General features: G+C 60.5%; 10 protein-coding genes. All 10 read left to right on the top strand.

All coding sequences use genetic code 11. The features are described from left to right. The first annotated feature begins 16 nt into the window (after positions 1-16). Positions 17-718: a GntR family transcriptional regulator gene (locus NKK51_RS14635; protein WP_352553532.1), complete on the top strand. Its 702-nt coding sequence runs from the start codon at positions 17-19 to the stop codon at positions 716-718. An 11-nt stretch (positions 719-729) separates the two neighbouring features. Further along, positions 730-2,322: a sugar ABC transporter ATP-binding protein gene (locus tag NKK51_RS14630; RefSeq protein ID WP_352553530.1), complete on the top strand. Its 1,593-nt coding sequence runs from the start codon at positions 730-732 to the stop codon at positions 2,320-2,322. Then, positions 2,319-3,308 (top strand): ABC transporter permease, encoded by a 990-nt coding sequence (locus NKK51_RS14625; RefSeq protein WP_352553673.1) that lies wholly within the window; start codon positions 2,319-2,321, stop codon positions 3,306-3,308. Before NKK51_RS14630 ends, NKK51_RS14625 begins: the two co-directional genes overlap by 4 nt. A gap of 54 nt (positions 3,309-3,362) precedes the next feature. Then, the gene (locus tag NKK51_RS14620; protein ID WP_023808960.1) at positions 3,363-4,313 is read left to right on the top strand and encodes a substrate-binding domain-containing protein; all 951 of its coding nucleotides are present in this window, start codon (positions 3,363-3,365) and stop codon (positions 4,311-4,313) included. Between the two features lie 72 nt (positions 4,314-4,385). Further along, positions 4,386-4,979 (top strand): DJ-1/PfpI family protein, encoded by a 594-nt coding sequence (locus NKK51_RS14615; RefSeq protein WP_013533129.1) that lies wholly within the window; start codon positions 4,386-4,388, stop codon positions 4,977-4,979. A 113-nt stretch (positions 4,980-5,092) separates the two neighbouring features. Next, positions 5,093-5,374: a hypothetical protein gene (locus NKK51_RS14610; RefSeq protein WP_352553528.1), complete on the top strand. Its 282-nt coding sequence runs from the start codon at positions 5,093-5,095 to the stop codon at positions 5,372-5,374. Between the two features lie 916 nt (positions 5,375-6,290). Next, positions 6,291-9,026 carry an AMP-binding protein gene (locus NKK51_RS14605; RefSeq protein ID WP_352553527.1) on the top strand — a complete coding sequence of 912 codons (2,736 nt, stop codon included), beginning with the start codon at positions 6,291-6,293 and terminating at the stop codon, positions 9,024-9,026. Continuing rightward, positions 9,023-10,006: an NAD(+) synthase gene (gene nadE / locus NKK51_RS14600; RefSeq protein ID WP_032908690.1), complete on the top strand. Its 984-nt coding sequence runs from the start codon at positions 9,023-9,025 to the stop codon at positions 10,004-10,006. The genes NKK51_RS14605 and nadE overlap by 4 nt, the downstream gene beginning before the upstream one ends. A 3-nt stretch (positions 10,007-10,009) precedes the next feature. After that, complete coding sequence (gene asnB, locus NKK51_RS14595) at positions 10,010-12,031, top strand: asparagine synthase (glutamine-hydrolyzing) (protein ID WP_023808957.1); 2,022 nt, start codon at positions 10,010-10,012, stop codon at positions 12,029-12,031. Then, positions 12,028-13,581: a class I adenylate-forming enzyme family protein gene (locus NKK51_RS14590; RefSeq protein ID WP_352553525.1), complete on the top strand. Its 1,554-nt coding sequence runs from the start codon at positions 12,028-12,030 to the stop codon at positions 13,579-13,581. Before asnB ends, NKK51_RS14590 begins: the two co-directional genes overlap by 4 nt. Positions 13,582-13,598: the final 17 nt, after the last annotated feature.

Raw genomic sequence — 13,598 nt, 5'->3', positions numbered from 1 at the left:
TGTCAAGAGGCAAAATATGCACACCGCAAACTTAGCCGACCCAAGCGACGCCACCATTGGAGTTGGTCGCATCCAGCGCGCCAACAGTCTCGTCGAAGATGTCTATGAAGCCATCTTCGCGCAGTTGATGGCGCTGAAAATCCCGCCAGGCTCACGTATTACAGTCGATAGCCTGGTCAAGGAATTCAACGTCTCGCACACGCCGATCCGCGAAGCCCTTGGCCGGCTCGAAGGCGAAGGCCTCGTCCTCAAGACGCATTTGATCGGTTATCGTGCTGCACCCCAGATCACCCGGCGCCGTTTCGACGAATTGTACGAAATGCGTCTGCTGCTCGAACCGCATGGCGCCGCAAAGGCCGCCGTAATGATGGACGAGGCCAAGTTCAATGTGTTGCTCGAAGCCGCCGGCGTGATGTCACGCCGCGACGGCAAGGATGATCGCGTACGCTATTCGAACTTCGCCAGGCAGGATGCGATCTTCCACGACAAGATCTTGGAGTTTTCTCAAAACGAACTCATCCGAGAGACGTTGGGCCACCAGCACACGCACTTCCACATCTTCCGCCTGATGTTTCATGCACGTGTGACCGAGGAGGCACTTGACGAACATGAGGCGATTCTTGCCGCGTTCGGCTCTGCCGATCCCGATGCCGCCGCAAAGGCGATGCGCATCCATATAGAGCACTCGCGCGATCGCCTGCTCCCGGCATTCGATTGAGGTCGGAACGGATGTCCATTGCCGCTAATATCGCCGGGGAGGGCGGGAGCACGTTGTCCAGCAATGCGCATGGTTCGCTCGAACCGGTGGTGCGCGCCCAGCAATTGTCCAAGCAATACGGCCCGGTGACGGTGTTGTCGGACGTCACTTTGGACATCCTGCCCGGTGAGGTCCACGCCATCATTGGCGAGAACGGTGCCGGCAAGTCGACGTTGATGCGGCTGCTGTCCGGCTATGTCGAGCCAAGCCACGGCACATTGTCGATGAGCGGACATGCGGTGAAATTTGCCAAGCCCAGCCAGGCGCAGGAAGCCGGTATCGCTTTGGTTCATCAGGAGATCCTGCTCGCCGAGGGGCTCACGGTCACCGATAATCTGTTTCTCGGGCGAGAGCTTTCGCGCGGCCATGTCGTGGATGACCGCACCATGCGCCGGCTGGCGGCCGAGAAACTGGCGCAGATCGGTTGCGTGGTCTCGCCAAGTGCACTGGTGCGCGATGTCTCGCTGGCAGACCGGCAGATGGTGCAGATCGCTCGCGCTCTGCTTGACGACTATAAATTGGTTATCTTCGACGAGCCGACCGCCGTTCTGACCGGTGGCGAGGTCGAGCGCCTGCTGGAGATCGTCCTGCGACTGAAGGCTCACGGCACCGCCGTGCTGTATATCAGCCACCGGTTGGACGAGGTGCAACGGGTGGCCGACAAGGTGACCGTTCTGCGCGACGGCAAGATGGTCGGCACCTATCCCGGCAAGACGCTGAGCCAGATGGATATGGCGCGGCTGATGGTCGGTCGCGAACTGGCCGCACTCTATCCTGAAAGGACCGCAGCGCCTTCGGATGTACCGATGCTGAGCGTGAGGAACGCCTCCGTTCCCGGCTATGCGGAGGACGTGTCGTTCACGGTCCACAAAGGCGAGATCCTCGGGTTCGCCGGCATGGTCGGCGCAGGCCGAACCGAACTCTTCGAAGGCATTATCGGCCTGCGCCCGGCGGCCGCCAAAGTCGAACTTGAGGGCAAGTCGATCCATTTCCAATCGCCGCGCGCGGCGATCGACGCCGGCGTCGGCTACCTGACCGAGGATCGCAAGGGCAAGGGATTGCTGCTGCAAGAGCACCTGGCGCCTAACCTGACGCTGTCGGCGCTCGGTGTGTTCCATCCCGGCCTCTCGATGGGTCGGCGCCGCGAAGCGGAGGCCTTGGAACAGGCCGTGGAGACATATGACATCAGGCTGAAGAGCCTCGGTGCCAAAGCGGGCCAGCTTTCCGGGGGCAATCAGCAGAAGCTGCTGCTGGCGAAGGTGCTGCTGACCGATCCTTCGGTGGTCATTATCGACGAGCCCACGCGTGGCATCGACATCGCCAACAAGGCGCAGATCTATGCCTTCATCCAGGAGCTTGTGGCCAAGGGCAAGGCCTGCATCGTCATCTCTTCGGAGATGCAGGAACTGATCGGCATCTGCGACCGCATCCTGGTGATGCGCGAAGGCCGCATCACCGGCGAGGTCAGCGGCGCCGAAATGACCGAAAGCAACGTGGCGGTACTGGCGACCAGTGGCCCCAAGCCAGGGCCAAAAGCCAAGGGAGGCACAGAATGGCTGTCATGACCGAATCCGCACCCAGGCGTCGCCCCCTGGATCTCAATGTCAGTTGGACCGACATCGGGCCCTTCCTTGCGCTGGCGGCCCTCCTGGTCGTGGGTTACCTCATCAACCCCGATTTCCTGTCCGCCACCAATCTCGCCAACGTCATCACCCGCAGCGCCTTCATCGCCATTATCGCGGTCGGCGCGACATTTGTGATCTCGTCCGGCGGGCTCGATCTTTCCGTCGGCTCGATGGCCGCCTTCATCACCGGCATCACCATCATGTTCATGAACACGGTGGCGCCGCATGCCGGTATCTGGGCTATTCCCGCCGGCATGGCGGTGGCGATCCTGGTCGGCCTGCTGTGCGGGCTTGCCAACGGCCTCATCGTCACGGTCGGCAGGATCGAACCATTTATCGCCACGCTGGGCACGATGGGGATTTTCCGGGCGCTGATAACCTATCTGACCGACGGCGGCACGATACCGATCGACCGGTCGCTGCGCGAGGCCTACCGGCCTGTCTATTTCGGCACGGTTGCCGGCATCCCGGTTCCAATCCTCATATCCGTCGCCGTCGCCGCGGTCGCATCCTTCATCCTGTACAAAATGAAATACGGCCGTAAATGCGCGGCGGTCGGCGCCAATGAGGATGTCGCCCGCTATTCCGGCATCTCGGTGATCAGGACACGGACCGTCGCCTATATCGCCCAGGGTGTCTGCGTGGCCATTGCCGCGATCTGCTACGTGCCGCGCCTGGGCGCCGCGACGCCGACGACCGGACAGCTTTGGGAACTGCAGGTCATCACAGCCGTGGTGATTGGCGGCACCGCGCTGCGCGGCGGCAAGGGCCATGTGTGGGGGACGGTCGCCGGAGCCGTCATCCTGGAGCTCATCGCCAACCTCATGGTGCTGTCGGACTTCGTCTCCGAATACCTCGTTGCCGCTGTTCAGGGCGTCATCATCATCATCGCCATGCTCATCCAGCGGTTTTCGAATTCGAAATAGCGCCGCGTCCGGACCACGCGGATCAACGTTCTTATAGGTCCAAGGGAGAAGACAATGTTCAGTAGAAAATGGATTGCGGCGGCGACACTTGGCGCGCTGCTGCTGGCCGGCCAGGCCATGGCGCAAGACAAGAAGGTCATCGCGGTGTCGATACCGGCAGCCGACCACGGTTGGACGGCGGGCATCGTCTATCACGCACAAGCAGCGGCCAAGGAAATCAACGCCGCGTTCCCGAACGTCGAAGTGGTCGTGAAGACGTCGCCGTCCGCGGCGGAGCAGGTCAGCGCGCTTGAGGACCTGTCGGCCAGCCGCAAGCTGGATGCTTTGGTGATCCTGCCTTACAGCTCGGAAGAGCTGACTCAGCCGGTCAAGGCTATCAAGGACATGGGCACGTTCATCACCGTCGTCGATCGCGGTCTGACTGACGCCTCCGTCCAGGATCTTTACCTCGCCGGCGACAATATCGCGGTTGGCACCAACACAGCCAAGTTCATGATCGATAAGCTCGGCGGCAAGGGCGACGTCGTTGTGCTGCGCGGCATTCCGACCGTCATCGACGACGAGCGCATCAAGGGCTTCCAGGACACGATCAAGGGTACGAACCTGAAAGTTCTCGACATCCAGTACGCGCATTGGAACAGCGACGAGGCCTTCAAGCTGATGCAGGACTATTTGGCCAAGTACCCGCATATCGATGCGGTCTGGGCCAATGACGACGACATGCTGCTTGGCGTGCTCGAAGCGGTCAAGCAATCGGGCCGGACCGATATCAAGCTGGCGCTCGGTGGCAACGGCATGAAGGACATCGTCAAGAAGGTGATCGACGGCGACGCCATGACGCCGGTCGAGACGCCATATCCGCCGTCGATGATCAAGACCGCGATCTACATGACCGTCGCCAACCTGATCGGCCAGGCACCCGTCCGTGGCACCGTCAAGCTCGACGCGCCGTTGATCACCCAAGCCAACGCCAAGGAATACTATTTCCCCGACTCGCCATTCTAACCCTATCCGATTTCACCGAAAGGCAGGGCGCGGTCTGCGCCTTGCCTAGCTCAAACACTGAGAGGAAGAGCCATGCCAGGCAAAAAGATACTGATGCTGACCGGTGAGTTCACCGAAGAATACGAAATCTTTGTCTACCAGCAAGCGATGGAAGCCGTCGGTCACACTATCCACGTGGTATGCCCAGACAAGAACGCCGGAGATCTGATCAAGACCTCGCTGCACGACTTCGAGGGCGACCAGACCTACACCGAAAAGCTCGGCCACTATGCGCTGATCAACAAGACTTTCTCGGAAGCCGAGAGGCAGCTCGATCAATATCATGCCGTCTACTGCGCGGGCGGCCGCGGCCCGGAATACATCCGCACCGACAAGCGCGTGCAGGCGATCGTGCGCCATTTCCACGAGGCCAAGAAGCCGATCTTCACCATCTGCCACGGTGTGCAGATCCTGATCGCTGTTGACGGCGTGGTGCGTGGCAAGAAGGTCGCAGCACTCGGCGCCTGCGAGCCTGAGGTGACACTGGCGGGTGGCACCTATATCGACCTGTCGCCGACCGAGGCCTATGTGGACGGGACAATGGTTTCTGCCAAAGGCTGGACGGCGCTTGCTGCGTTCATCCGCGAATGTTTGAAGGTGCTGGGAACGGAAATCCGCCACGCATAAGCTTCTGGAACCGACGCATTTCGCCAAGGGATGCGTCGGTTGCTTTCAACAGCGCCTCCATATCCATAAATTCGGTCGGGATCGCGGCTCCCGAACACAACGATATAGGCGAGATGCTCAAGGATCGCCGCCTGGTTACGCCGCTTTTCGTCCTTCTTGTTTCACTGATCGCGGCAGTGCTGTTCGACATGCTGGCGCGCGGCGTTGTTTCAGCGTCCGGATTAGAGGTCGTGTCGTCGACCGTGCGGCCCGTCGTCGCCCCGAGGCCATCACGCTCGGTGCCGAGGCCCGGTGAACAAGTTCTCATAAAACCTTCTGACAGCCGTTCGATCGGCGCTCAGGCGCGACGTCACCATGAAAGCGTGATGCGCCTCAGTTCAGGCCTGCGTCAGTGAATATGGCATCGCGGATAACGAATAGTCCCTGGCGTCCGGGTTGGTCATCGGCCTGACGAAAAGAACGGCGTCTAGGAACGATTCCGGCCGGCTGCCGTTGCCTAACATTAGATATCTCTTATGGAAGTTGCGAAATGCCGCTGTGTCAGAATCTATGCCCTCTTGAAATGACATTCAAATGTCCACGTTGCGGATTGGCTTTGCTGAAACCCGGGCGCTGGTTCCAGGTTGCATCCAAATATCGCTGCGAGGGGTGTCACAGCGAAATCCGGATTACTTATCCCGACAAGATTGCACTGTTCCAGAAGTATGCGGCGCAGCGCGAGGGTCTACCTCCGCCAAAGCATAGCTCAGTCCTGACCAAGTCATTCAGCGGCTAGGCCATGGTCCTGCCAGGGGTAGTCTGAACGCTGACTGCCGGCGGTAGTGTTGCCTGTTGCATGGAACGAAATCCGTTCCTTGCGGTTGGAGTTCATGCCTCCAGCTACACGCAATTGAGCCGGCCATGCCCTGCAGTCAGGAGCAGTGATGCAAACATACCTGGTAGAGCAAATGGAAGGGGACGACGTAGTTGCGGCGAGTAATGTCAATGCGTCCAGCCCGTTCACGGCAGCGACTATATCAACAGGACGCCAAGTTACCCTGCGGACATGGGAAAACAACTGGGTTCGTGTCACGGATGAGCTTGGAGGAGAAGTATTCGCATATTGCTTCGTTTCAGGCGCCGGCGAAGCGGACAGCAGCGCACAGCCCGACACCTCGGTAAGGTAGTCCCACAGCCCGTGCGGGCGCAGGCTGGCATGCTCAACTTCGAACGATTCAAGCGATCAAGACCGCCTGGCGCATCATCCGAATGATTGATGAAAAGATCATGCCGCGGGGCGATAAGCGGCAACAATCCTAGCGTGGGGCCCTTATGTCTCTGGCGCATTTAGAATCTTCGAGGGTGATTCGAACGGTGCAGACTGACTACCAAGCGGTGGTCTCTTGTCGATGGTCAAAAGTTCCCGATCATGCTCTTGACGAGGGCGGGCCCGTTCTACGTCTGCATCAACGGATGGGAACTGGCTTCGTCGACATTCCGGTCTTTGATCACCTGAGGGAAATCGCCGGGCATTATTCCGAAAAATTAGCCGCCAGCGACGGCACCAACCGACTGACCTATTCCGAGCTTTTTCGGGCGGTCGAGGCCTTGGCCAGCCGGATTGAAGCCGTCGTTCCCGACGGAAATGCGGTTGGAATACTTCAGGCCAACTCGGTCTGGTACACAGTTGCGATGCTGGCCAGCATGGCATCCGGTCGACCGTCAGTACCGCTTAACGTGCGAGATCCGGACTCGCGCATCAACGAAATCGTCGCCGACGCGAGGCTCTCCGCCATAATTGGCGACAAAGGCATCCATGGCCTTGATCTGCCCCAGCACGTTGCCCGGATCGAGATAGCGCAATCGTTGCAGGCAACGCTTCGTCCAGCTGAACACCGTACCGTTTCTGTCGATGCACCGGCAATGGTGCTTTATACCTCCGGCAGCACGGGCCGCCCCAAGGGGATTGTCAACAGCCAGCGGAGCTTGCTGTGCCGAGTGCAGCAATATGTCGACGCCTGCCACATCAATGCGCAGGATGTTTTCCTGCCCCTGACCGGCCCGGCCACCATCGCCGGTTGCCGGGAAATCCTTGCTGCTCTTCTTACGGGTGCTACGTTGCAGCTTGTGGAGGTCGAAGCCGTCGGCCTGCGCTCGGTTCGCGGCCGCATGCAATCGGAAGGCGTGACGATCACGTATCTGGTGCCGGCATTGCTTCGCGCTCTCCTGGCGGATGAGCCCGCGGACGCCTTTGGTTCACTCAGGGTTGCCCGAATTGGAGGCGAGAAGGTGTCCTCGGCCGACATCCGCCTGGTGCGCAAGGCTGTCCCGCCAACTTGCCTGGTGCAGATCGGCTATTCATCGACGGAAACGACTGGATCGCAGTGGTTCTTGCCGCACGATTGGCCGGAATTCGATTCCTCAGCTCCCGTCGGTTGGCTGCTTCCGGGAATCAGCTTCGCAATTGTCGATGAAGAGGGTTACCCGGTTCAGCCCGGCAAGATCGGAGAACTGTTGATCAGAAGCCCGTATGTCGCACTCGGATATTGGGAAAACGGGGCAGTTGTTCCGTTTGAAATAGATCCCGCCGACCAGACGCTTCGTATCTTTGCAACGGGCGATCTTGTGCAAATTGGGAGTGATGGCCTGTTGCGGATCATCGGTCGCAAAGGGCGCCAGATAAAGGTCAATGGGCGGCGCGTTGAGCCGGCCGAACTCGAACGGGTTCTGCGTGGCGCGCCGTCGGTGAAGGATGCCGTGGTTATCGTCACCCCGGCGAATGAACTGGTTGCGTTCGCCGTACCGCACGGCAGGGCGGGAGTCAGTTTTTGCGACGAGCTGCGCCAATTTGCCAGGACAAAATTGCCGCCGGCGCTTTGCCCGCTGCGGCTCCATGCAAGCGCCGAGATACCGCGGCTGGCCAGCGGAAAGATCGATATGGCAATGCTGGCTGCAATCGACCTTTCGGTGCGGGAAACAACGCCCCCACCGCAAATCGCCCATGCGGGAAATGAAGTTCCTGCTCATCAGATCGTACGGCGTGCCTGGACCAAGGTCCTTAAAACGCGGGTCGCACTGGGGTGCTGGGATGAAGCGGGGGGAGATTCGCTGAAGCTGCTGCATTGCGTGATGGAAATCGAAAGCGCGATCGGGCAAGAGCTCGGATTGGAAGCCTTCACGGTTGGAATGAGCTTCGATGAGATGGTTGCAGCGGTCATTTCCGCTCAAGGAGGCGGAGAGCACGCGCCCGCCTGGAAACACGAGCCTCCGCTGCTTTTCCTTTTCCCCGGGTCGGTCGGCTATGGTCCGAGCCTTGCTTCGTTCGCATCAGCAATAAGCAAGGTCGCCAGGGTGTCTCCCATCAGATATCCGGCCCTGGGCATGATCCTGCAAGGTCAGAACACTGTCGCCGCAATGGTCGAAGCTGCAATTGATCATATCAACCGCGTGCAGCCGACCGGCTGTGTTCGCCTGCTTGGCCACTCGCTCGGAGGAGCGGTCGCTTTTGAGGTTGCCGCGCGTCTGCTTGATCAAGGGCGAGCGGTAGCGTTCACGGGCATTCTGGATACCAGCCTGGTTGGCGAGCGCAGCAAGCGTTGGGAGACCATTACCCGGACATTTCACCGGATCCGAACCAATCGTATATCGGCTAGTCGGGTGGCGTGTCGCGCGCTTGCCAAGGTCGCGGTCAAAATGCACTGCGAATCCCGGCTTGCCGGCTTCCTCGACCGCTATGCCGAGGGTCAGTTCAATCCGACGAGCTTCAGAACCAAACTGGAACTGCAGGAGGTTCTGCGGGCGCGGGCCTTCTTCCAATGGCTGACAGAACCTAGGCCGATACTGCCGATCACCGGCACCTTATTCCGTTGCGCGCGGCCCGGAATGCCCCTTGCACTCGGGTGGGATCGGGCATTCGTCCATCTGGACGTCATTCCGATCGCCGGCACCCACATCGACATGGTCGTGGAGCCTCATCTGACCGTCAATCGCCCACTCATCGAAAACGCTGTGACCGAGACCTACTCTTCAATCGAGTCACGCAAACAGGAGGCAGTGTCATCGACCTGATCGGCGAATTCAGCAGCGATGTGCTGGCGCTCGATGCCCGGCTGGAGATCGATCGCATCGTCGAGACTTTGCGCGAACAGGTTCTCGGCACACAACGGCGTCGCGGAGTGGTCGTCGGGCTCTCCGGAGGCATCGACAGTTCGGTCGTCGCAACGGTGTGCGCACGGGCGTTCGGAAAGTACAAGGTACTGGGCCTGTTCATGCCGGAGCGCGATTCGTCAGGCGACTCGTTGAGGCTTGGCCGCAGCGTCGCTGGGCAGCTTGGCATCGACACCATCCTTGAAGATATCGAGCCGGCGCTCGAAGGCATTGGCGCCTACGCCCGACAGATCGAGGCCATCCGAACTGCCGTCCCTGGATATGGCGAAGGCTGGAAATGCAAGCTGGTCATGGCATCGGTGCTGGAGAGCAGCGGCCTCAATATCACGCGCCTTACGGTCGAGGATCCGGACGGAAAGATCGACACCGTGCGTCTGTCGCCGGCGGCTTACCTGCAGATCGTCGCTGCTACCAACTACAAGCAGCGGGTTCGCAAGATGACCGAATATTATCATGCGGACCGCCTCAACTATGCAGTGGCAGGCACGCCAAACCGGCTCGAATACGACCAGGGCTTCTTCGTCAAGCAGGGCGACGGCGTCGCCGATGTGATGCCTATCGTCCATCTCTACAAGACCCAGGTTTACCAGCTGGCGGAATATCTCGGGATTGACACGGAGGTCCGAACAAGGCCGCCGACCACGGACACGTTTTCCATGGCGCAAACCCAGGAGGAGTTCTACTTCGCCTTGCCCTATCAGTTAATGGATTTGTGCCTCTACGGCATGAATCACGGAATTTCGGCCGGCGCGGTCGCCGCCGCCGCCGGCCTCACGGCCGAGCAGGTCGAGAAGGTCTATAAGGATATCGTCAGCAAACGCCGCGCCGCACGCTACCTTCACGCACGGCCGCAGCTGTCCGCTGCGATGGACAGGGATTGACCCATGTGCGGCATCGCCGGAATTGTGGCGCTGAAAGCGGCTGCGGAGCCTCCGTCACGAGCCGCGCTTCTGAGAATGGCAGCCGCGCTCTCCCATCGAGGTCCGGACGAAAGCGGCCTTTACCGCGACAAGCGAGCGGGGCTGGCGCATACCCGCCTGTCGGTCATCGATCTCTCGACCGGACAGCAGCCTCTCGCCGACACAGGCAATACCACCTGGATCGTGTTCAACGGCGAGATCTTCAACTACGTCGAGTTGCGTGACCAACTCATAGCCCTGGGACATCGTTTCCGCACCCGCAGCGATACGGAGGTCGTCGTGCATGCCTACCGCGCCTGGGGCGTGGGCGCGTTCGAGCGGCTGAACGGGCAGTGGGCACTCGCCATCTGGGACTCGCTGACAGGCCGCCTCGTCCTGTCGCGCGACCGGTTCGGCATCTGCCCGCTGCATTTGTGCGAACACGCTGGCCGCCTGCATTTCGCCAGCGAAGTTAAGGCCATCTTCGCAGCCGACCCGGCGATACCGCGGGCCTTCGATCCGGCGGGGGTCGACCAGACTTTCACGCTGTGGACCGTCGTACCGCCGCAAGGCGTATTTCAGGGAGTACAGGAACTTACCCCCGGCCATGTCCGCATCTACGACAATGGCAGCGTTCGTGAGCAGGCTTTCTGGAAACCTTGCTATCCCGAGAGCGAGGACCTGTCCCATGGCACCTTCAGGGGCTCGCTGGAGGATGCGGTGGACGAAGTGCGCGGCGCCTTGCAGGCCGCGACGGCGCTTAGGATGGTGAAGGCGGATGTGCCGGTCGGCTGCTACCTTTCCGGCGGGCTCGACAGCTCACTTGTCGCCATGCTCGGGAGGCGCTTCGCCGGCGCGCCTTTCCAGACTTTCTCGTTGCGTTTTGCTGACGCCGAATATGATGAAACCCGTTACCAGCGGCTGGTTGCAAGTGCGAGCGGCGGCGAGCACCACGAGGTGATGGTTTCGCGCAGTGACATCGCCGACATCTTCCCAGATGTGATCCGTCACGCCGAGCGTCCGATTCTCAGGACGGCGCCGGCGCCGTTGTTCCTTCTCTCGAGGCTGGTGCGCGAACATGGCATCAAGGTCGTGCTGACCGGCGAAGGGGCCGACGAGATGTTCGCCGGCTACGACCTGTTCCGGGAAGGCAAGGTCCGCCGCTTCTGGGGGCGGCAGCCCGCCTCTGCCCGACGCGCGCGACTGCTGGAACGCCTCTACCCTTATCTGAGCCGCTCGCCGGTCAAGCAGCAGGCGATGGCGCGCCAGTTCTTTGGACATGGTATCCATGCATTTGGCGCGCCCGGCTTCGCGCATGATACCCGCTGGCGCACCACCAGCGCCATCAAACGGCTGTTCTCGGCCGACATGCACGCCGAAACGGCGCGTCACGACGTGGTGGCGGACCTGCTCTGCCGCCTGCCCGAAGAGTTTCAACGATGGGGTCCTCTCGCGCAGGACCAGTATCTTGAGATCAGGACGCTGATGTCGGGCTACCTGCTCTCCTCGCAGGGAGACAGGATGCTGATGGCCCATTCCGTCGAAGGGCGGTTCCCGTTCCTGGACGACAGGCTGGTGGCCTTGGCGAATTCGCTACCGGCCGACTACAAGCTGCGCATTCTGGATGAGAAACACGTGCTGAAGCGTGTTGCGAAATCGATCGTGCCCGCGGAAGTCGTGGCCCGCAAGAAGCAACCCTACCGGGCGCCCAACGCACTTTGCTTCATCGGCGATAGCGCACCCGCCTATGTCCGCGAAGCACTCTCGGAGACTGCCCTGCGCGCGGCGAATGTCTTTGATCCGAACTCGGTCGCGCGCCTGCTGGACAAATGCGCTGCCAAGACCGGCGATGGGGATCTGTCCAACTCGGACAACATGGCGTTGGTCGGCGTGCTGTCGACGCAGCTCCTCCATCAGCAGTTTGTCGCAAGCCGCCCTTCGAGCGGGTGTGCGGTCGACCTCAGGATAGATGTCGATCACCTGCACAGGCAAGAGGTGCTGGTATGATGCATGGCGCCGTCCCTCTGCTGCACGACTACCTCAGCCATTCGGCCGGCCGGCTCGGCGACAAGGTGGCGCTGGTGTGCGGCGGGCACCGGCTCGCCTATGATGAGCTTGAGACACGTTCCGACGCGGTCGCCCATCATCTCGTCACGTCCGGGGTCGCCCCCGGTGACCGCGTCATGATCTTCGCCGACAACACCGTCGAGACCGTGGTCAGCTTCTGGGCGGTTCTCAAGGCGAGCGCCGTTGTGTGCGTCGTCAATCCGCTCACCAAGAGCGACAAGCTGGGGTATTTGCTCAACGATTGCCTGCCGGCGGCATTGATCACCGACAAACATTTGCAGCCGATCTTTACTGAGCCGGCGCGTAACTGTCCGTCGCTGCGGCGGCTCATCGTCTCCGGTCAGGTGGACGACGCCGAGCTCCGGGGATTGCCGCATGCCGTGCGCTGGGATGAGGCGGCTGCCGGCCACGGCAAAGCGCCGGCCCGCCGCCGCATCGATATCGATCTCGCAGCCATCATCTACACGTCGGGCTCGACCGGCGAACCCAAAGGCGTGATGCTGACACACAGGAACATGATGGCAGCCTGCGCGTCTATCGCCTCGTACCTCGAGCTTGGCGAAGACGACGTGATCCTCAATGTCTTGCCCCTGGCCTTCGATTACGGCCTCTATCAGATGATAATGGCATTCCGTACCGGGGCGCGGTTGGTCCTCGAGCGCTCGTTTGCCTTCCCCGCACAGATACTTGCGATCATCGAAAGGGAGAGAGTTACAGGCTTTCCCGGCGTGCCGACCATCTTTGCCGCGCTGTCGGATCTCAAGACGCTGAAGGCAAATGATTTTGCAAGCATAAGGTATGTCACGAACACTGCTGCGGCACTGCCGCTCAAGCACATTCGCCTGCTCCAGGAACTGTTTGCCGATGCCCGGATCTATTCGATGTACGGCCTGACCGAATGCAAACGCTGCACCTATCTTCCGCCGGAAGATCTTGCGCGAAAACCGTTGAGCGTGGGGATCGCCATCCCGAACACCGAAATGTGGATTGTCGATGAGGATGACCGAAAGGTCGGTCCCAATGTCGTCGGCCAGTTGGTCATCCGCGGAGCAACGGTCATGAAGGGCTACTGGGGTAAGCCGGAGGCTACCGCGAGGAAGCTCAAGCCTGGCCCTTTGCCCGGCGAGCAGGTTCTGTACACCGGCGACTACTGCCGAATGGACGAGGAAGGGTACCTCTATTTTGTCGGCCGCAGCGATGAGATCATAAAATCGCGGGGAGAAAAGGTGGCGCCTAGGGAAGTCGAAAACGTGCTGATGGAAATCCCGGGAGTACGGGAAGCCGCGGTTGTCGGAGTTCCCGACGACCTGCTGGGGCAAGCAGTGAAAGCGTTTGTCGTCATGGAGCAAGGAACGATCATAGGCGAAAAGCAGCTGCGGATGGAATGTCAGAAGCGGTTGGAAAACTTCATGATTCCGAAGTCCATCCAAATTGTGTCCAGTCTACCGATGACGGACACGGGCAAGCTCAAGAAAATAGCGCTGTCATAAAGCGATACCTGGAAATC

Origin of the sequence: Mesorhizobium sp. M0011 (assembly GCF_040324155.1) — a bacterium.
In the GTDB taxonomy this organism is placed as follows: domain Bacteria; phylum Pseudomonadota; class Alphaproteobacteria; order Rhizobiales; family Rhizobiaceae; genus Mesorhizobium.
The sequence above is the reverse complement of the archived record's forward strand: the minus strand, read 5'-3'. Positions and strand labels throughout refer to the sequence as shown.